This is a genomic window from Patescibacteria group bacterium, from assembly GCA_026417895.1.
Taxonomy (GTDB): Bacteria; Patescibacteriota; Patescibacteriia; order UBA2591; family CALHIP01; genus CALHIP01.
This window is the reverse complement of record JAOACJ010000016.1, coordinates 61910-82268: the sequence shown is the minus strand read 5'-3', so window position 1 is coordinate 82268 and position 20359 is coordinate 61910. Positions and strand designations below refer to the sequence as shown.

Here is a 20359-nt window from a genome sequence, read left to right as displayed (position 1 = left end):
ATGAAGATTTTTTTTACCAATAAAAAAATATGTTTTTTATTTCTTTGTTCTCTTTTCATTCTTGCCTTTTTGATTCGTTTTTGGCTTATTCCCTATGCTGGTTATCGGCCAGATTTAAATTTTTGGCAGGAATGGGCGAAATCAATCACGAAATTTGGTGTACTTAATGCTTATGAACAACGAGTCAATCCAGAAGTAATGTTGCCTAATTATTTTCCGCCCTATCTTTATGTTTTGGCTCTTATCGGAAAAATCTATCAAAAGTTTTTTTCACCGAATTTTGAATTAAATACCTATCCGCTTTATTTTCTTCTCAAATTACCAGCCATTGTTTTTGATTTATTAACTGGCCTTTTTATTTTTTTTCTACTCCGAAAACAATTTCAACTAAAATTTTGGCTGGCCTTTTTCATTCTCGCTCTTTACCTTTTCAATCCAGGCTTAATTTATGACTCCGCTTATTGGGGCCAGGTTGATTCAATCCATACTTTTTTTATCTTACTTGCCTTATTTTTTGTCACCAAAAATAAATTTTCTTTTTCTTGGATTTTTTTAACCATTGCTTTTCTTTTTAAAATGCAGAGTATTATCTTCTTTCCTTTAATTTTTTGTCTTAACTGGCAAAAGAAAGGTTTTCTTCATCTTTTTAAAAATATCGGCCTAGCTATCCTCACCGCCTTGATTATTTGTTTACCTTTTATCTTATCAGGCAAAATTTTCTCTGTGATTAAAATTCCTTTTCTTCTTGCTGGTCAATATTCTTATCTTTCAGTCTATGCTTTTAATTTCTGGTGGCTTTATTATCCATATCTTACTTCTGATCTAGCAAAATTTTTAGGTTTGTTTCCTTATTTTTTAGTTGGCTTTATTTTTTTCTTTACTACTTATTTTTGGGCTGTCAAAAATCTATTAAAAAACTCTTCGCCAAAAATAATTTATTTAACAAGCGCTTTTTTAACCTTCTCTTTCTTTATGTTATTAACCAGAATGCACGAACGATATCTCTATCCTCTTTTTCCTTTAATGATTTTGACTTTAAATAAAGATAAAAATTTGTTTTTAATTTATCTTTTGCTTTCTCTGTCCTTTTTTGCTAACTTAGCTGCTATCGCGCCTTTCCGGCAATCCTTTTATCTCTTTAATCTCTCTAATTTTTCCTCTTGGGTTTTTGTCTTTATTAATATTTTTTGCTTTCTTTACTTATTCTTCTATCTTTTCTATCAAAATTCAACTAAAAACAAAAACAATCATCAATATGATTTCTTTAATCATCCCTACTTATAATGAGAGAGAAAATATTGAGAAATTATTTTCTACTCTTTCTGAATTAAAAATCAAAAATCTAGAAGTAATTATTGTCGATGACAATTCGCCTGATGGCACAGCTGACAAAGTAGAGGTGGTAAAAAAGAATTATCCTTTAGAAATAAAATTAATTAGAAGAAAGGGACAAAGAGATCTTTCTTTGGCTGTTCTTGAGGGTTTTAAAAACGCCCAGGGTAAAATTTGGGGTGTCATGGATGCCGACCTTTCGCATCCACCAGAATTAATTCTACCAATGATAGAAGCATTAAAGGAGGTTGACTTAGTGATAGCCAGTCGAAGAGTCAAGGGGAGTAGAATTAAAAATTGGCCTTTAAAAAGAAAGGTTTTTTCTGGCCTAGCCACTTTCTTGGCTAAAATTTTAGTACCTAAAATTTCTGATCCTCTTTCTGGTTTTTTCTTTTTTAGAAAAGAAGTTGTTGAAGGTATGGAATTTTCACCGCTTGGTTATAAAATTGGTTTAGAAATTTTTGTCAAAGGAAAATACAAAAATTTTAGAGAAATACCCTATCTTTTCATCGATCGAAAAAAGGGTGCAAGTAAATTAAGCTGGTTAGTAATTGGCAAATTTATCCTTCATCTCTTAAAACTCTTTTTATGGAAAATAAAAAAATTTTTTGGCTTCTGATTGTCTTAGTTATTTTGTTCCGCTTTGTTTTAATTTTTTTACCAGGTATTAGTTGGGATTTAAGAGTGCATCAAAAATGGAGTGAAAATGTCTTAAAATACGGACCATTTTCTCTCTATCAAAACCCCCAATCACCAAATTTACCACCGCTTTGGGTTTATTGGTTGGGTTTTTTTACTCTTTTCTTTTACTTAATCTTTCGTTCGTCTTTGACCGCTTGGACCCTTAAAATCCCAGCGGTTTTGGCTGATTTTTGGACTGCTTATTTGATTTTTTATTTTTTAAAAAGAAAAGTTGGCCAAGAAAAAGCTTTCTGGTTTGGTTTCATTTATTTTTTACATCCTTTTATTCTTTATAATTCATCAATTTGGGGGCAGTGGGACTCTCTTTTTGTTTTATTTTTGATCATTGCTTTAATTTTTTTAGATAAAAAACAACCACTTCTCTCTCTTATTTTTTTGACCATTTCTTTTTTAACCAAACTTCAAGCTGTCATCTTTTTTCCTCTTTTTCTTTTTTTTATTTGGCAAAATTATGGTCTAAAAATTTTATCTTTTTCTCTACTAGTAGCAGTGAGTTTGTTTTTTGTCCTTGTTTCTCCTCTTTTGATCAACGGCCTTTCTTTAATTTCGCTTTTTGAAAAAACTTGGTTAGCCTCGGCCAGAATGAGCCCGGCCCTTTCAATGAATGCTTTTAATCTTTGGTGGATTCCTCAGGTAATGATTGGTTTAGGTAGAAATTTTATTAAAGATGATACGGTCTTTGTTGGTCCTTTTAGCTATGGTTGTATTGGTTTCATTCTTTTTGGTTTAAGTTATTTTTTGGTTCTTCTATGGTTAAGAAAAAATAAAGGTGAATTTAATTGTTTTCTTTTTGGCAATCTTTTTATCGCCTTCATTTTTTATTTTCTCCCTACCGCTATGCATGAAAGATATATTTTTCCCTTCTTTACTATTTTTTGTCTAATTTTACCTTTTCGAAAAGAATTAAAAAGAATTTTTTTGATCGTTTCTTTAACCGCTTTCCTAAATCTCATCTATTCTTTACCCTTGACTTTTTTAAATTTAGATTGGCAAAATAAAATTAGAAATTTGGCTGGTGAATTTTCCATTCTCATTTCCTTAATTCATTTAGCTGTTTTTTTCTATTTTTTAATTTATTTTCTTTATGAAAAAAATTCTTCTTGTCTTGCCAACTTACAACGAAGAAAGGGTTGTTAAAGAAAATACTTTGAAAGTTTTTGATTTCTGTCAAAAAAATCTCAAAAATTTTAATTGGCAAATTTTAATTGCTGATAATGGTTCAAGTGATGCGACGTCAGAAATTGCTGAAAAATTATCAAAAAAATATAAAGAAATTTCATTTTTTCATATTCTTGAAAAGGGGAGAGGCTATGCTTTAAAAAAGGCTTGGTCAGAATATTCAGCGGACATTTATACTTATATGGACATTGATTTAGCCACTGATTTAAAATACTTTCCTTTATTAATCAAGGCCATTGCTGAGGAAAATTACGACTTAGCCATCGGCTCACGATTAAAAAAAGAAAGTCAAACTCAAAGATCTTTTCAAAGAGAATTAATGAGTCGGATTTATAATTTACTATTGAAAATTTTCTTCCAGCCAAGCTTTCAAGACGCTCAGTGCGGTTTTAAGGCTATCTCTCAAAAAGTTAGTCAAGAAATTCTGCCAAAAATAAAAAATAATAACTGGTTTTTTGATAGCGAATTGTTAATTTTGGCTGAAAAATCAGGTTTTAAAATCAAAGAAATTCCTGTTGAATGGATGGAAAGAAGAACAGTTCAGAGAAAAAGCACCGTCAAAGTCTTAGCCACGGCTTGGGAAGATATCCAGGGAATGATTGAACTAAAACAAAGACTTAAAAATTTTTAATTTTAAAGTTTCTATATCATTAAACATAAAATTTCCGCTTAAATAAGTGGAAATTTGCTTTTGACAAAATTTTGAAAATTTGCTAGAATTTTAATAGAAAAATAAAAATTAGCTACCTAATAGGGCAGTTTTTTGGAAGGTACAAATCCCTCCGGTAGCCAGAAACTTAATGGACGTTTTTCTAAAATGTCCAGGAGGTAGAAATGAAAGGTAAAAAATCGAAGAATCTCAACACCAAACAGAACCACAACCGACTCAGCCAACAATCTCACAACAACCCGGATTTTATATCCCTCTCGTCTCTGTCTTTGTTAATATTATTTAGTCAAATAAAACTTTATCAATTCTCATTCCACTTCTTCTCCCGCCTCTTTAAATCTTTCTACAATAAAATAATAAATAACCTTAGATAAAATAATAATGGCTAGGCCAATAATGGCATCTCGAATAAGTGTTCTGGCCTTTTTTATCTTTTCTTCTTGCCCTGCACCGCCCAACCACAAAAAATCAGTTGCTCCACCGGTCATCCACATTAAACCGCCGTAAATAATCATTAAAATAAAAAAGACACCGACTAAATTAAGAAGAAAATTAATGACTCGAATAACTATTCTGACTGGATCTTGGGGCGCTTTATAACCAGCCTGACCAGCTACATTCTCTAAAAGATTTAAAGTTTCGGGTCTGACTTGACTTAAAGCTGGTTTGATAGCTGAAAAAAGTAAAAATAAAAAAATTAACCAGCAAAAAATTTTTTTAAACATTCTCTCTTTTTTTTGTTTCTTTATTTTCATAAAATTATAATTCGCCGCGAATGAGTTTAAAAACAAAAATCGTCAAGGCATAGGCAATCATAATAACGACCAAACCAATGATACCATTTTGTAAAACAGCTTTGGCTTTTTTCACTTTTTCCTCGTTACCAGCCGCTGTCATCCAAGAATAACCAGCCGAAATAATAACTATGACAGCCGCGACACCAATCAGACCAAGTAGATAGCGCACAATCGAGAAAATAAGGAGAATTAAATCTCTTTTTTCTAAAACATCTGTTCCTTGGCCTAATTCATCTAAATAATTTTCACCCTCCAAAACTTGAGGGTCAACTTGGGCAAGAGAAAATTGAAATGAAAGGAAAAGAAATAAGAGAAAAAGAAAAATAAAGGAAGGGCAAAAGAAATTTCCTTTTTTCATAAAAGAAATTTAAAAAATAATTTCTCTTCCCTAAAAAAATTAGATTAGGCCCCAGCTGTGCTGGTTCGAATCATACTCATGACAAAGGTGGCGATGGCAAAGGCTAACATAACAATGACTAAACCAATCAAACCTTGAACTAAAACCTTTTTGGCTTTAGCCACCTTTTCTTCATTACCAGCCGCTGTCATCCACATAAAACCACCAATAATAATGACAACAACGGCCACCACCCCTAAGAAACCAAGAATGTAGCGAATAATGCTGAAAACAAGACCTGGTAGATCAACATTGGTCGGCAGAATGTTCTGTAAAGCCATGTTATTCAACCATTCATTGACTTGAGCAAAGGTGACGCCCGGTAAAGCCAGTAAAGTTAAGGTTGATAAAGTGAAAAGAATTTTTCTCATATTTTTCCAATTTTATTTTCCCTCCGAACTAAACACAAGGTTTGTGTCTAGTTAATGACGACCTTTAAAAGAATGGTGATGGTTTTATTTTACTTCCAAAAACGAAAAAGTCAAGAAAGATTTATCCACAGTCTATTTTAAAAAGTTTTTACCTTACGCCAAGCACTTTGGTTAAAATAAAATTGACCAAACTGTAGGCAAAGAAAACAACAGCTAAACCTAAAACCGCCCAAACTAAAGTATTTTTTCCTCTTTTAACCGCTTCAACATTGCCACCCGAAGTCATCCAAGTAATACCACCGTAAATAAACATAATCAAAGCCAACACACCAACTAAACCTAAAATCAGTTTAATGACATTGGCAACAATTTTTTCCGTGGTCATGCCGGTGCCAAGGGGATTAGGGAGTTCGGTTGTTTCTTCAGCTAAAACCGGCAAAATAAAACTAGAAAATAGAAAGTAGAAAGTAGCAAGAAGAAGAAAATTTTTATAAAAGAATGACATATATTTATTCTTGACATAGTTGAAGGTCAGTGCCGGTGGTAATTAAATTATAGGTCGTTTGATCAACATAACCTTGATCATTACCAGTCCCACAACCACTATTCTTTTGACAGAATAATTTGACTGCATTTCTTGTTTCCGGGCCAAAACAACCATCAATAGTTGCTACACCTGTACCGTAACAACAAAGTTGAGCTAATTTTTGCTGGATGGTCTTTACCTCCTCTTTCTTACAATCTGAATTCCAAATGGGATTGGGACCCATCGCCGCAAAAGATGGACATTCAGGCCAGTTGGTAAAACAAGCTGCATTTGGTCTTTCTTCCATCTGACATTTTTTTTCTTTTTCGCCCGGAAAGACATACCATTTCCGATTAAAGAGGGTGCAAGATTCTTCAAGTTTACCTTGAGAGAGTCCGCAAATAATGATATTAACAATTTGCCAGGCAAAAAAAACAATACAAAGACCGATAAGAGTACCAACCAAGATTTGTTTCCCTCTTTTTACCTGTTCTGGATTACCACTGGAGGTCAACCAGATTATACCACCAATAATAAAAAAGATAAGAGCCAAAACACCAACCCAACGAAGAATCAGACGAGAGATTCCCACAACGATTTTAAGAATATCGTTTAAATCACAATCGCCACAACAAGCACATTTTAGAGAGACGGCCTTCATCAATCCTCCAGGACGACAACCGCTTGTATCACACGTATAAACAGTGACCATTGAAGTTGAGGAGGTGGTGTTTTCTGCCAAAACCGGCGAAAAAATAGACAGGAAAAGAGAAAGAAGAGAAAAGAGAAAAAAGATTTTGAAAATGAAACTTTGGCTATTTTGGTGAATGTGAAAATTAAAAAATTTCATTTTATTTGTTGATTAATTTTTTGGACAGCGAAATTGATTGCCTCTAGATAAGACTTTCTGCCTTCGTTGATATCATCAATCATTTCCTTAAAAGCTTCTTCCACCAAAAGTGGGTTTTTCCCTTGATACCAAGAGGAAGCTGTTAAAGCCTGTGAAGCAAAAACTTCTAAATCTGGATCCTGCAATTGGATGGCAATCAAACTTCGTAGGGCGGTTGGCTTTTTGGCGCGATTTAAATAAGGAGTTGGGTTCTGGCTTGCCCAATTCAGAAAAAACCATGCCATTTCTATATTTTTGCTTTTTCGGGAGACGACTTGAACTGGATAATGAGCAAAGTTTATTTCTTTAAGCGTTCCACTTCTCTGGGGCATTTTGGTTAAGCCAAAATTCAGGTTCGGGGCCTGTGCTTTAATTAAAGGTAAGTGATAGGCATAACCAAAAAAGAAAACCAATTTCCCTTGGATAAACATTTCTAAATTCGAGGGCATCTCTTTATGCCAAGTATAAACTTCTTTATTTTTATCAGCAAAATCAGTGTAAAATCTCAAAGCTTCTTCGGCTGGAAAATAAGATGGATCGTCTGGCCAGGCTTGATTAAAGGTAACCAAACCCTGAGGATTGGTCATATTGATGCCACTTTGCATCATCAAAAGAGAAAGAAGGTCAACTGCTCTTTCGATATTATTGGCTGTCCCTAAAGCTGCACCCGCTTGAAAAATATTTTTTTGTTTATCTATCAACGTTGTCTTAATCACTGCCTCCATAAACTCTTCCCAGGTTTTTGGGGGTTCAGGAATACCAGCTGCATCTAAAAGATCACGATTGTAATAAAGAACTAGGGTATCAAAAGAAAGAGGTAGACCAGCAATTCGACCCTGAATTAAAACATCTTTTTCTACCTGACCCACAAATTTTTCTTTTAAATCTTTAAGAGTAAGTAAGGGTTTTTCTTCGGTAATGATTTTTGTTTTTCGAGCACAAGAAGGACCACTTTGAATTTCTTTTTTTAAAGCAACTTTGGCTGGCATCGGAACAATCCACTCCTGATATTCTCTAAGCCAGGTATTGGGGAGAGAAAAAATATCTGGTCCGACGTCCCGGGCCCAAGCCTCAATTAAAGCCTCACGATATTCTTCGTAACGAAATTTTTTGACTTCAATATTAACATAGGGATAGAGAGTGCGGAAAGTATTAATTAAGTCAGTAAAATCACTCGGTTGTTCCCAGACCACCCACCAAGAAAGATTAACGGGTGGCAAGATTGGCTTTCTAGGTTGAGGTTGACCGGGTATTTGAGCTCCTAATTCCCAACCAAAAAGAAAAGAGAAAATAATGAAAACAAGAATTAGAATACGAACTATTTTCATAAAATTTAAAACCAAGTTAATTATTTTGACTTCGAAGGTATTTCCTTAAGTCAACTTTTGTTTCTGGATGTTTTAAACCTAACTCAATGTTAGCTTTTAACCAATCGAATTTATGGCCACAAGAAAGCCATTGACCTTCATATTTATAAGCATAAACTGGTTTTTTCTTTAATAAAATTTTGAGAGCATCAGTTAAATAAAGCTCTTCGTCTTCTTTTGGTTGTTTCATATCTTTTAAAATTTTTAAAATTTCTGGTTCTAAAATATAACGGCCAACAATGGCAAGGTTGGAAGGAGCTTCTTTTAACGTTGGCTTTTCAACCAAATCTAAAACCTGAGAAACTCTTTTCTGAAATTTCTTTATTTTCACAATGCCGTAATGACAAACTTCTTTCCAAGGAACCTGTGCAACAGCGAGAATGGTGGCTTGGTATTTTTGATAAATTTTCAACATTTGTTTTAAACAAGGTGTTTTGCTGGCAATAACATCGTCAGCAAAGAATAAGGCAAACGGTTCATTTTTAATCTCTTTTTCGGCACAAAGAAGTGCCTGACCAATACCTAAAGGCTTTTTCTGATAGCAATAACGCAAATTGACCAAACGATTGGTTTTTTCCACCTCCTTTAATAAAAAATTTTTTTGTCTTCTTTTTTTTAAAAAGTATTCTAGCTTTCTATTTTTTTGAAAATAGTTTCTAATATTTCTTTTCTCTGGGGAAAGAACCAAAACAATATCTTTAAGACAAGAATCAACAACCTCTTCAACCAAATATTGAAGTATCGGCTTATCAATCAAGGGTAACATTTCTTTGGGATAAGATTTAGTAATAGGCAAAAATCTTGTGCCGAGGCCAGCGGCTAAAATAACTACTTTTTTGACTGTTTTCATAAATTTTTACTTTCTCTCTATTTTTATTTTACCACCTTTTTCTAAAATTACCAGATCGCCACGGGAGATTTTGCCGGTCAAAAGAAAATTAGCCAAAGCATTGTTAACTTCTTCTTGAATGGTTCGTTTTAGAGCACGGGCACCGAAAATTGGGTCAAAGCCTTTCTCCACTAATTCGTTGATTGCTTCTTCTGTCGCTTGGAAAGTAATACCTTTTTTTTCAATCTGAGAGCTAAGCTTTTTAAGAATCAGTTGAGTAATAGCGAAAAGTTCTTTTTTCCCTAATGGCTTAAAAATGACAACAGCATCAAAACGGTTTAGAAATTCTGGCCGAAAATAAGGTGAAAGTTTTTCTTTAAGTAAGATTTCTTTAATCTCTTCGATTGTTTTACCAGCCAGAAGTGCTTCCTGAATAAATTCAGTGCCGGCATTTGAGGTTCCAATAATCATTAAATTAGTAAAATTAATTGTTTTCCCTTGCCAATCAGTTAGTCGACCATCGTCCATGACTTGTAAAAAAAGGTTAAGAATATCAGGGTGAGCTTTTTCAATTTCATCAAGAAGTAAGAGAGAAAAGGGTGCTCTACGGACAGCTTCGGTTAAAACTCCCCTTGGTTCACTTGGGCAGCCAATAAGTCGACCTAAAGACTCTTTAGTCTGAAATTCACTCATATCTAAACGAATCATTTTTTCTTCTTTACCGAAGTAAACCTCAGCCACTGTTTTGGCTAATTCGGTTTTACCAACCCCGGTTGGTCCTAAAAATAAGAGGTTAACAATCGGCTTTTTCGGATCTCTTAATTCTGTTCTCGCTCGACGAATGGCTGAAGCGACTAAATGAACCGCTTCCTCTTGATTAACAATTCTCTCATGAATTTTTTCTTCTAGAATTAATAATTTTTCTTTTTCTTCTTGACTAATTTTTTCTGAAGGAATACCAGTTTTTTGAGCGACAATTTCTGCCACATCTTCCTTTAAGACAATGGCCCTTGCTCCTTTTCTTTGCCTGACAAAAACCGCTACCTCTTCAAGAAGTTCAATCGCTTTTTGGGGTAAAAATTTTTCATAAAGATAACGTTCGGCTAATTCAACGGCTTTCTCTAAAGCACCATAAGAGAAAAAAACTTTATTTTTTGCTTCAATGGCAGCGACTTTTGCCTCACAAATAAGAATGGCGCTATTTTTATCCGGTTCTTGGATGTTAATCTTGGTCAAAACCTGACCCAAAGTCGACGATTCTAAGCAATGCTCATAGATTCCTAAAGTCGAAGTAGCTAAAAGTAAAAAATATTTCTTTTCTAAAGCTTCAGCCAAGATTTCTGCAACATCTAATTCTCCCTCGGTTGTCTTAACGCCAATTAAATTATGAATATCTTTAATAAAAAGGATAATATTACCCGCTCTTATAATTTCTTGGATAATGATTTGCATTCTTTCCTCAATTTCGCCTGGCCTTGAAGCGCCAGCCACTAATCGACCTAAAGAAAGACTAACTAATCTTTTATCCTGGAGAATTTTTGGCACTTCATTCTGAATCATTTTTCGAGCCAAACCTTCAATGATGGCGGTTTTGCCAACCCCAGGCGGACCAACTAAAACTAAATTACCTTGACCTGTTTCTAAAACACGGAAAATCTCTTCTATTTCTTTTTCTCGATCCATAAAAGGACCTAAATAACCGAGACGAGCTAGAGCTGTGAGGTCGGAAGAAAAAGCATCTAAAAAGGGAGTGGCGACGGCTGTCATAGCCACATTCATTGGCCCCTTTGGTCGTCTTCGTGCTCCCTCACTAAGTCTCTGCCAATCCTTTTTAATTTCTTCATAAATTTCAAACCAAAGACAGACATTTTCTATTTCCCGAGGTCTAATCTCAAAATCTTCGTCAAGTATTTTTTTAATTGGTCCTTCAAAGACGGTAATTGCTCGCATTATTGCTAAAGGAGAAATTAAATCCTTTCTTTTTTGTAAAGTTAAAACCGAGGCTTGAAGAATTATTTTTTTAGTTTCTGGATTCAATAAAGATGGTCTTCTTTCGTAATTAGGGGGAATCTCTCTTAAAATTTTTGCTATCGCTTCTTTTAATTTAGTCCAGTTTAAACCAAGGCGGCCTAAAACAGTAAAACCAACCTCACTTTGAAGAAGACCAATAAAAAGATGAACAGGATTGATTTGCTGATGGAACAGTTTTCGACTCAAAATAATCGCCTCGGTTAAGACTCTTTCACTAGCAGCTGAAAGATAATGGGCGACATTAATTTTTTCCTTTTTTTCTTTAAAGATTCTAAGAAAAGATGGTTTTCTTTGAATTTTAGAATAGACTAAAAAAAGATCGGTTAAAAGCGAAAGCCAAAAAATTTTCATGAGAAAGAATTTTTCTCTTTGAAAGAGAGGTAAAAAATTAGACGGAATTTTAAAAGAAAAAATCGCTTGGAGAAGCGAAAGAAATCCTATCAAGCCAAAGGAAAATAGAAAAAGATAGATTAAAATACCAAAAAACTTTTTTATTTTTTTGGCAATAAAAACCGAAGAAGAAAGGTCCCAGTCAAAAAACAATTTCTTATCTGAATAAACCTGCCAAACACCAAGGCCAAAACAAGTTTGGCATTTTTTCTTCCCTTGATAGCCTTGGCCTTGGCAACTGGGACAAAGGTAAAAAAGTGATTCGTCCATCATAAACTAAATAATTTCCGGCCAAAGAAAATAATAACAAAAATGGCCAAAATGACAGACCACCTGATAAACAGTAAAGAGAGGTAAAAAAAGATAAAAAATTATAAAAATTAAAGAAAAGATAATCAACAAAGTCAGCTGAAAAAGACGAAAAGAAAGGTGAATAAGTCTCATAAAAAAGCTAATCAACCGACCCTCCCGAGAATAATCACCGTACATCGGTTTAAAAAGAAAAGAGAATAAAGTTTTTAGGGCTAAATTTTGACATGTGATCTGAATCTTTTTTTTAAGAAAATTAACAACAAGCACGAAGCCCTGAGAATACCACCAAACAGGAAAATAAAAAAGAGTAAAGAGGGGTTCGAGAATCAAGACTCTAAAAAAAACAAGATGGTTCATATTTTTAGATTAGATCAGTATTTTTTGTTTTTTAAAAAAGAAAAATTGTTGGCCAATGGTCAAAATTAAATTAATTAACCAATAGAAAATTAAACCACTCGGTAAGGTCATACCAATAATCACGGTAAAAAGAGGCATCATCACCATCATCTGTCTATTCATCATCGCCATCATACTTTCATCTTTTGCTTCTTTTTCTTTTTTTACCTCCGGCGGTGGTTTTTTTCTTGAAAGCATTTTGCTCTGCCAAAATTGAACCATACCGGTTAAAAGAGCAAGGGGGAAATTTTTCTCAGCAAAATTAATAAAACCAAAAGCAATTGGATTAAGTTGTCCGGGATTATGAATAAATGGATAAAGATTAAGTTCTTGAGATAAAATACCGGTTCGAAAAACTTGGTAGACGGCAATTAAAATTGGCAATTGAACCATTAAAGATAGACAGGAGGAAAAGGGATTAATTTTGTGGTGGCGATAAAGTTCTATTGTTGCTTGAGCCATCTTTGTTCTGTCATGACTAAATTTTTTTTTAATTTCATTTAATTTTGGCTGAAGCTCAATAAGTAATTTCTGATTTTTAATTTGTGCCAGAGAGGTGGGATATAAAATAATTTTTAAAAAAATGGTTAAAAAAATAATGGCCAACCCTAAATCCCGGAAGGCAATGGTGTTATAGAAAAAAACCAAAAGATTTAAGAGCGGTTGATAAAGAATTAAATTAAAGAGTTGAATCATAAAAATTAATTTCAATAAGTTTCATTATCAGACTAAAGTGACAGCTGCTAGGCGATCATTTTTATCTTTAAATTTCATTAGTCTCACCCCTTGTGAAACTCGACCAAGAAGTGGAACGCTTTGAGAAGGAATTCTTAAAACCTGTCCAAGGCGAGAGATAAGTATCAAATCACCTTTTATACCTGACGGTAAATTTTTTTCATCAATAACTAAACTTTTAATAAGACGGCCGGTTTTGGCGGAAACTTTAGCCGCCTTCAGGCCGAAACCACCGCGTTTTTGTAATCGATAAACTGAAAGAAAGGTTTTTTTACCAAAACCTAATTCACTAAAGGTTAAAACTTTCAAGTTTTTAATACGACGGGGATCAACAACTTCTAAATCGATAACTTCATCATCTTTTCTCAATTTTATTCCCCTTATTCCTTTTGCACCTCGGGAATAAATTTTTAATTCTTGCTCTTTAAATCTAATAACTTGTCCTAAGGCAGTGAACAAGAGAATTTCTTCTCCTGCCAGAGAGAGTTTTGCTGATTTAAGGGCATCATTTTTTTCTAAATTGATAACGAATAGGCCACTTTTTCTGATTGAATGAAAATCATCAATTTTAACTTTTTTAATGATACCTGTTCTAGTAACCAGAATAATATTTTTTGTCTTATCAAATCCTTTGAGGGGTAAAATAAAAGAAATTTTTTCGTCAGTGGAAAGATTTAAAAAATTAGCAATCGCTTCGCCGGTTGCTGTTCGACCTAATTCTGGAATTTTGTAGGTTTTAAGAAAAAAAACTTTCCCCTTATTGGAAAAAAGAAAAAGATTGGTTGTTGTTGAGGTTAAAACAAGGTCTTCTAAAACATCATTTTCCTTTGCCTCTAATCCTTTAATTCCCTTTCCCCCTCTTTCTTGGGCACGGAAATTTTCTGGTGAAACTCTTTTAATATAACCGGCGCGAGTTAACATAACTATCGTCAATTCATCAGAAATTAAGTCTTCTTCTTTAAACTCTTCAGGTAAAGAGGAGATGATTTCCGTTCTTCGTTGATCGCCGTATTTTTCTTTAAGTTCGCTAATTTCTTTTTTAATCACTTCATAAATTTTTTGAGGAGAAGAAAGGATTTCTTTTAATTCTTTTCTTTTCTCTTTCTTTTCTTTAAGCTCATTTTCAATCTTTCCTCTTTCGAGATGAGCCAATTGATAAAGCCTCATTTCTAAAATAGCCTGAGCCTGTTTTTCATCAAAATGAAATTCTTTTTCTAAATTTTTCTTTGCTTCTTCGCGGTCTTTTGATTTTTTAATTAAGGCAATAACCTGATTAAGATGGTGAAGGGTAATTTTAAATCCTTCTAAAATATGAATTCTTTCTTCTGTCTTTATCAGTTCAAATTGAGTGCGACGTCTAACTACTTCTTCGCGATGTTTTAAATAACCCAAGAGAAGTTCTTTTAAAGAAAGTTTTTTCACCTCCAAATCAGAAGTAAGGGCTAAACAATTAAAATAAAATGGGGTTTCAAGGGGTGTAAGGGCAAAAAGACGGTTCAAGACTTTTTGGGCAAGGGCTTGTTTTTTTACTTTAATGACAATTCTTATTCCTTCTTTGTCTGAAAGATCTTTAATCTCTCTTATTTCTTCAATTTTTTTCTCTTTGACCAGATGAGCAATTTTTTCTAAAAGTGAACTTTTGCTAACTTGATAAGGGATTTCTTTAATAACTATCTCTTTTTCTCCCTTTTCGTTAGTTAAAATTTCTGTTCTTGCTCGAATTAAAATTGAGCCCCGTCCAAAGGTATAAATTTCTTCTAAGTTTTTGCCACCAAAAACAATGCCACCACTCGGGAAGTCTGGACCTTTAATAATTTTTAAAAAATCATTTATCTCCGCGTTCGGATGATCAATCAAATAAATCAGAGCTTCACAAACTTCTGAAAGATTGTGGGGTGGAATATTAGTTGCCACACCAACAGCAATACCAGCACTGCCATTTAAAAGTAATTGCGGCAGTGGCGAGGGTAAAACAGTTGGCTCTTTTCTTGTTCCGTCGTAATTAGCGACAAAATTAACAGTTTCTTTTTCAATGTCTCTTAACATTTCTTCACCAAGTTTTGAAAGTCTCATTTCGGTATATCTCATTGCCGCATACTCAGATGGGTTATCAACTGACCCAAGGTTTCCCTGCCCTTCAATGAGGGGATAACGCAAGGAAAAATTTTGGGCTAAACGAATGGCCGCATCGTAAACAGCTTGGTCGCCATGAGGGTGATAACGACCTAGACAGGCGCCAACAACAGTAGCTGACTTTCTAAATTTAGCCTGATGGGTTAGGCCATCTTCGTACATCGCATATAAAATTCGACGGTGAACTGGTTTTAAGCCATCGCGCAGATCGGGTAGAGCCCGAGAAACAATAACGCTCATGGCATAGTCTAAATAACTTTCCTTCAATTCTTCTTCTAAAGGTTTTTTTTCTATCCTTTCCATAAATAAATTTCGATTTATTATTCCAAGGGTTGATTATTCGTCATTAGTTTTTGATTGGTATATTGTAAAACTTTTTCTTTAAGTCTCTCAATCTCTTTGTTGGTTAATTTATTTTCTTCTCTTTCTAATAAAGAATTGGTAAATTTAATTTCTTTTAAATTAGATAATAGCTTGTCAAAATTATCTTTGATGAAAACTCCTTGATTAACTAAGTCTTTGATAAAATCATCTTCTTCTTTTTTTGACTGAGGGAAAATTTTCAGGAAAAATTGCCAAAAAATAACAATGATAATAAAAACAAAAATAACTAAGGGCCAAGGAAAGTTTTTCTTTTTCATTTTATCATTCATAGTCATTAATTAACCACTGGTTCAAGAATAATTAAGCCGGTTTTTCCAAGGGAAAGGTCTTTTTTTCTTATCTTCAGTTTGGCAGTCTTTTCAAATTTTCGCCAACCCATTTCTTGAGTAAATTTTTCAATGATTTTTAGATCTATTTTATTTTCTTTAATCTTTAAAGAATGGGGAATAACAATTTTTGGTTGGATTTCTTTTATAGTTTTGACAATTTCTTTTAAAGACAGCGAGGGGGCAAAGGAAATGAGAAGAACATCCACTTCTCCTAATTTTTCTAATTCTTCACTGGCTGGCTCTTTCGAAATTTCTCCCCAAAAACAAATTTTTATTTCCTCTGTTTCTATTTTATAAATTAATTTTAAAAGATTATTTTCCTGGTGGGGCAAGCTGAAAATAAAAATGTTTTTTATTTCATATTCGCCAGGCATAGAAATGAGAAAAAAATTGTTTTTTTCTTCCTCTTTCTTTTTTAAAGTCGCAGGGTTAGAGAAGACAACAATCTCTGAAGTCAGTCTAGGATTTTTCAACCCCTGGGCAGCTGGCGAAAAGGGGTCAGTTAAAATACTTAATTCGTTAGTTATAATTTTAAAACAACTTTCACCGTACCAAATGATTTGCATAATAAATTTATAGTTAATAGTCTTTAGTTATTGGTTCCAAAATTAGGAACCAGAAAATCGAAACCAAAAATTATTTTAACATTTCTTTACTTATTTGTCAAAATATGTTATTATTTATAAATTAAAGGTTATGAAAAACTTATTAAAGAAAATAAAAAAATTTGAAGTTGGCCAAATGGTGACTGGTCGTGTCTTGAAAATTGGAAAAAATGAGGTCTGGCTTGATCTAGGAGGTCTGGCTACTGGTGTTGTCCGAGGGGCTGAACTTCAAGATGAATTGGGAGACTATTTAAATTTAAAGGTTGGTGATGAGGCAACAGCTTTAGTTATTGACGAAGAAAATGAAAGAGGAGAAGTTGAACTTTCTTTTCGGGCTGGGGCTAAATTAAAAACTTCTGAAATGATTAAAAAAATCCAAGAAGAAGGAAGGACTATTTCTGTAAAGGTAATCGACGCCAATCGAGGTGGATTAATTGTTCAATATAAAAAAATCTCTGGTTTTATCCCTTCTTCACAACTTTCTAGCCAACACTTTCCTCAAGTCGTTGATGGGGATAAAAATAAAATTTTAGAAAAATTAAAAGAAATCGTCGGTCAGTCTTTAGAAGTAAAAATAATTAGTAGTGATGAAACGAATAAAAAAGTTATTTTTTCGGAAAAAGAGGTTGAATTAGAAAAAAAATCGTCTTTGTTTAAAAAATATAAAGTTGGTGACATCGTTGAAGGAAGGGTTGTTGGTATCTCTCCTTTTGGTGTTTTTGTCGAGTTAGATGATCAAATTAAAGGCTTGGTCCATATTTCAGAAATTGCTTGGCAAAAAATAGAAAAAATAGAAGAGGTAGTCAAAGTTGGTGATCGAGTTAAAGCCGTAGTTCTTTCTGTTGATGATTCAAAAATTTCTCTTTCACTAAAAAGAACCCAAGAAAATCCTTGGAAAATGATTGAAAAAAAATATAAAGTTGGTGATCTTGTTCAAGGAAAAATTTCTAAAATCAGACCTTATGGATTTTTGGTTGAGGTTGAAAAAGATATTTATGGCCTAGCTCATATTTCTGAAATTCCTGAAGAGATAATGAAAGAAAAGATTAAGGTTGGCCAGATTTTCTCCTTTAAAATCATTTCTTTAGAGTCAGAAGATCATCGTTTAGGTTTAAGCCTCAAAGAAGTTACTCAAAAATAAAGATTTATGAATAAAAAATTGATTATTAACTTTCTGATTATTCTAATTTTCTTTTTAATTATTAGTGGTTTCTTTAGTCTTTTAACTAATCCTTTTGAGAAAACGGAAGAAATAACAATCGATAATTTTATTAGACAATTAAAAGAAGGAAAAATAAAAGCTATTGTTGTCGAGGAAAACAAGGTTAATTTAATCAGCCAGGACAACAAAAAAATGTTTTTCTATAAAGAAGAAAAAGAAACTTTAACTTCTATTTTGAATTATTATCAGGTTTCACCAGAGATATTAAGAGATGTTTCACAAACCATTAAACCACCGGCTGGAAAAAATGTTTTTTTGCAAAGTATTTTACCCTCCCTCCTGCCGCTAATTTTACTTATTGGTATTCTTTATTTTTTCTCTCGTCAAATCAGGGGTGGGGCACAAGAAGCTTTTCGTTTTGGTGAAAGTCAAGCCAGAGAAATAAGGCCAGGAGAAAGAACGAAGGTGACCTTTAAAGATGTGGCTGGTGTCAAAGAAGCAAAAGAAGAACTAAAAGAGATTGTTGATTTTTTAAAAAAACCAAAAAAATTTACCGCCTTAGGAGCGAAAATCCCTAAGGGCGTGCTTTTAATGGGGCCACCAGGTTGTGGAAAAACTCTTTTGGCAAGAGCAGTGGCTGGCGAAGCTCAGGTGCCGTTTTTTCATATTTCTGGCTCGGAATTCGTTGAAATGTTTGTCGGCGTTGGCGCTTCCCGTGTTCGTTCTTTATTTCAAAAGGCAAAAAAGAATTTGCCTTGTATTGTCTTTATTGACGAACTTGATGCTGTTGGTCGACAAAGAGGGGCTGGGTTAGGGGGATCCCACGATGAAAGGGAACAGACTTTAAATCAAATTTTAGTTGAAATGGATGGTTTTGAGCCGAATATTGGACTGATTGTTATTTCCGCCACTAATCGTCCTGATGTCTTAGATCCAGCCCTACTTCGACCAGGCCGTTTTGATCGCAGAATTGTTCTTGATATGCCAGATGTTAAAGATCGGGAAGAAATTCTAAAAATTCATGCCCGAGGGAAACCTTTGGCGAAAAACGTTTCTCTAAAAAAAATTGCGGAAAGAACGCCAGGCTTTTCTGGGGCCGATTTAGCTAATTTAATGAACGAAGCAGCAATTTTAGCTGCCCGAAGAGAAAAAGATAAAATTTATGAGAAAGAGGTTTTAGAGTCAATCGAAAAAGTTCTTTTGGGTCCGGAAAGAAAATCTCATCTTCTTTCAGAAAAAGAAAGAAAAGTTGTCGCTTATCATGAAGCTGGTCATGCTTTAGTTGCCCATTCCTTGCCTCATTGTGATCCAGTCCAAAAAGTCTCAATTATTGCCCGCGGTCAAGCGGCTGGTTATACGTTAAAAATGCCAGAAAAAGAAAGATATTTAAAATTTAAGTCTGAATTTCTAGATAATCTTTCGGCTCTTTTGGGTGGCTATGTGGCTGAAGAAGAAATTTTTGGCGAGGTAACAACCGGAGCAGCTAATGACTTAAAACAAGCAACTGAATTGGCAAAAAAATTAGTGACTGAGTTTGGAATGAGCGAAATTTTGGGCCCCCGAACCTTTGGTGAAAGACATGAGTTGATTTTTTTAGGTCGCGAGATTGCTGAACAGAAAGATTATTCGGAAAAATCAGCTCAAATTATTGATGAGGAAGTTTCAAGATTTATCAATCAGTGTTATACCAAGGCCAAAGAGGTGGTTAAAACAAAGAGAGAGTTTTTGGAAAAAATTGCTAAAAAACTTTTAGAAAAGGAAACTTTAGAGAAAGAAGAGTTTTTAAAAATTTTTAATTAAGCAAGCGCCAGTTTTTATTAATTTATGTCGGCAGGAAGTTTATAAAATATATGATTGGTGAAATTCTTAAAAAATCTTTAACTATAAGTTGGCAAAACTTTGGGCTTTGGTTTTTAGGGTTTCTGACTTCTCTTTTCTTCTTTTTAACCAACCCTCTTTTTCTCTTGTTTTTTTTAACCGAGGTTTTAATTGGTGATGTTTTTCTTTCTTCAACCAACCCTCAGGTAGTCTTTAAGAAACCACTCACCGCTTTTAATTTAAACACCCCCCTGACCATCTTAATATTAGCGATATTTATTTTTCTTTTAGCCTTATGTATTTTTTCAGAAATTTTTTTAATCTTTTCTCTTAGTAAAATAGGAAAGGGAGAGAAGTTTAATTTTAAAAAATCATGGCAACGAGCAAAAAATAACTTTTTGCCAACCTCAATTGTTTGTTTGGTCGGTTTTTTGATGTTTATTTTGTTTTTGTTTGGTATTCATTTTTTAATTTTGTCGGTCCAAGTGTGGGTTTTCTTCTTAATTATTTTTTTCTTTTTCCTTATTAGTCTTGTTTCAGCTCTTTTGATTTTTTATATTATTTTCTATTTTGTTGTTAAAAGAAACTCTCTTCGACAAGCTTTTTATTCTTTCTTTTTATTTCTAAAAAATAGTTGGCTGAAAGTATTATCTTTGATGATAATTCTCTTTTTGTTTATGTTCGGCTTCGGTCTTCTTTGGTGGTTAGTCTTTGATTCGGGCGCTCTTTTTTTTCCTCTAAAACTTGGGAGTATTTTTTTAATAAAATTTTTGGGCTGGCCGGGATTCTGGTTTAGTTGGTTTTTTTTCGCTTTTTTAATTCTTGTTTTCCAAATAACTACCCTTGGTTTCTTAAATGTTTATCAAACAAGTTGTTGGGTTTTTCTTTTTTTAGAAAGAGGTAAGGAAGGTGAAGAAAGTGTTGACAAAGAAAACAAGAAAACAGGAAAATAAGAAATCCACATTCTTTCCTCTTTTTTTTCTTTCTTTTATCTTTTAAAAATGT

20 protein-coding genes are annotated in these 20359 nt (G+C 33.5%); 7 read left to right on the top strand and 13 right to left on the bottom strand.

What is annotated here, in order from left to right; genetic code table 11:
* The 4 genes from N2259_03185 to N2259_03170 are packed head-to-tail and all read left to right on the top strand — an operon-like array spanning nucleotide 1 to nucleotide 3844.
* Nucleotides 1-1284 (top strand): hypothetical protein, encoded by a 1284-nt coding sequence (locus tag N2259_03185; GenBank protein ID MCX7779216.1) that lies wholly within the window; start codon nucleotides 1-3, stop codon nucleotides 1282-1284.
* Entirely contained in the window at nucleotides 1256-1951 is a 696-nt protein-coding gene (locus N2259_03180; protein MCX7779215.1) for a polyprenol monophosphomannose synthase, read from the top strand. Before N2259_03185 ends, N2259_03180 begins: the two co-directional genes overlap by 29 nt.
* Nucleotides 1921-3171 (top strand): glycosyltransferase family 39 protein, encoded by a 1251-nt coding sequence (locus N2259_03175; protein MCX7779214.1) that lies wholly within the window; start codon nucleotides 1921-1923, stop codon nucleotides 3169-3171. The genes N2259_03180 and N2259_03175 overlap by 31 nt, the downstream gene beginning before the upstream one ends.
* Nucleotides 3119-3844: a glycosyltransferase gene (locus N2259_03170; GenBank protein MCX7779213.1), complete on the top strand. Its 726-nt coding sequence runs from the start codon at nucleotides 3119-3121 to the stop codon at nucleotides 3842-3844. The genes N2259_03175 and N2259_03170 overlap by 53 nt, the downstream gene beginning before the upstream one ends.
* Before the next feature lie 347 nt (nucleotides 3845-4191).
* Here N2259_03170 and N2259_03165 read toward each other — a convergent pair whose 3' ends face one another.
* From N2259_03165 to N2259_03105, 13 genes are all read right to left on the bottom strand, one after another.
* Nucleotides 4192-4638, bottom strand: a complete 447-nt coding sequence (locus N2259_03165) for a hypothetical protein (GenBank protein MCX7779212.1) — start codon at nucleotides 4636-4638, stop codon at nucleotides 4192-4194.
* A gap of 4 nt (nucleotides 4639-4642) precedes the next feature.
* The gene (locus tag N2259_03160; GenBank protein MCX7779211.1) at nucleotides 4643-5038 is read right to left on the bottom strand and encodes a pilin; all 396 of its coding nucleotides are present in this window, start codon (nucleotides 5036-5038) and stop codon (nucleotides 4643-4645) included.
* Between the two features lie 44 nt (nucleotides 5039-5082).
* Nucleotides 5083-5448 (bottom strand): hypothetical protein, encoded by a 366-nt coding sequence (locus N2259_03155; GenBank protein ID MCX7779210.1) that lies wholly within the window; start codon nucleotides 5446-5448, stop codon nucleotides 5083-5085.
* A gap of 148 nt (nucleotides 5449-5596) precedes the next feature.
* Nucleotides 5597-5953, bottom strand: coding sequence for a pilin (locus N2259_03150; GenBank protein ID MCX7779209.1), 357 nt, complete (start codon nucleotides 5951-5953; stop codon nucleotides 5597-5599).
* Nucleotides 5954-5957: 4 nt separating this feature from the next.
* Nucleotides 5958-6824, bottom strand: a complete 867-nt coding sequence (locus N2259_03145) for a hypothetical protein (GenBank protein MCX7779208.1) — start codon at nucleotides 6822-6824, stop codon at nucleotides 5958-5960.
* Nucleotides 6821-8191: an extracellular solute-binding protein gene (locus N2259_03140; GenBank protein MCX7779207.1), complete on the bottom strand. Its 1371-nt coding sequence runs from the start codon at nucleotides 8189-8191 to the stop codon at nucleotides 6821-6823. Before N2259_03140 ends, N2259_03145 begins: the two co-directional genes overlap by 4 nt.
* 16 nt (nucleotides 8192-8207) lie before the next feature.
* Nucleotides 8208-9080, bottom strand: a complete 873-nt coding sequence (locus N2259_03135; GenBank protein MCX7779206.1) for a UTP--glucose-1-phosphate uridylyltransferase — start codon at nucleotides 9078-9080, stop codon at nucleotides 8208-8210.
* 6 nt (nucleotides 9081-9086) lie between these two features.
* The gene (locus N2259_03130; protein ID MCX7779205.1) at nucleotides 9087-11753 is read right to left on the bottom strand and encodes an AAA family ATPase; all 2667 of its coding nucleotides are present in this window, start codon (nucleotides 11751-11753) and stop codon (nucleotides 9087-9089) included.
* Between the two features lie 3 nt (nucleotides 11754-11756).
* The gene (locus tag N2259_03125; protein ID MCX7779204.1) at nucleotides 11757-12149 is read right to left on the bottom strand and encodes a hypothetical protein; all 393 of its coding nucleotides are present in this window, start codon (nucleotides 12147-12149) and stop codon (nucleotides 11757-11759) included.
* 9 nt (nucleotides 12150-12158) lie between these two features.
* Nucleotides 12159-12884, bottom strand: coding sequence for a YidC/Oxa1 family membrane protein insertase (locus N2259_03120; GenBank protein MCX7779203.1), 726 nt, complete (start codon nucleotides 12882-12884; stop codon nucleotides 12159-12161).
* A 27-nt stretch (nucleotides 12885-12911) separates the two neighbouring features.
* Nucleotides 12912-15359 (bottom strand): DNA gyrase subunit A, encoded by a 2448-nt coding sequence (gyrA, locus tag N2259_03115; GenBank protein ID MCX7779202.1) that lies wholly within the window; start codon nucleotides 15357-15359, stop codon nucleotides 12912-12914.
* A gap of 17 nt (nucleotides 15360-15376) precedes the next feature.
* Nucleotides 15377-15709 (bottom strand): hypothetical protein, encoded by a 333-nt coding sequence (locus tag N2259_03110; protein ID MCX7779201.1) that lies wholly within the window; start codon nucleotides 15707-15709, stop codon nucleotides 15377-15379.
* A 5-nt stretch (nucleotides 15710-15714) separates the two neighbouring features.
* Nucleotides 15715-16335: an MBL fold metallo-hydrolase gene (locus tag N2259_03105; GenBank protein MCX7779200.1), complete on the bottom strand. Its 621-nt coding sequence runs from the start codon at nucleotides 16333-16335 to the stop codon at nucleotides 15715-15717.
* A 130-nt stretch (nucleotides 16336-16465) separates the two neighbouring features.
* On the opposite strand from N2259_03105, the gene N2259_03100 reads away from it, so the two are divergent.
* The 3 genes from N2259_03100 to N2259_03090 are packed head-to-tail and all read left to right on the top strand — an operon-like array spanning nucleotide 16466 to nucleotide 20307.
* Complete coding sequence (locus N2259_03100) at nucleotides 16466-17515, top strand: S1 RNA-binding domain-containing protein (protein MCX7779199.1); 1050 nt, start codon at nucleotides 16466-16468, stop codon at nucleotides 17513-17515.
* 6 nt (nucleotides 17516-17521) lie between these two features.
* The gene (gene ftsH / locus N2259_03095) at nucleotides 17522-19336 is read left to right on the top strand and encodes an ATP-dependent zinc metalloprotease FtsH (GenBank protein ID MCX7779198.1); all 1815 of its coding nucleotides are present in this window, start codon (nucleotides 17522-17524) and stop codon (nucleotides 19334-19336) included.
* A 50-nt stretch (nucleotides 19337-19386) separates the two neighbouring features.
* Nucleotides 19387-20307, top strand: coding sequence for a hypothetical protein (locus tag N2259_03090; GenBank protein MCX7779197.1), 921 nt, complete (start codon nucleotides 19387-19389; stop codon nucleotides 20305-20307).
* Nucleotides 20308-20359: the final 52 nt, after the last annotated feature.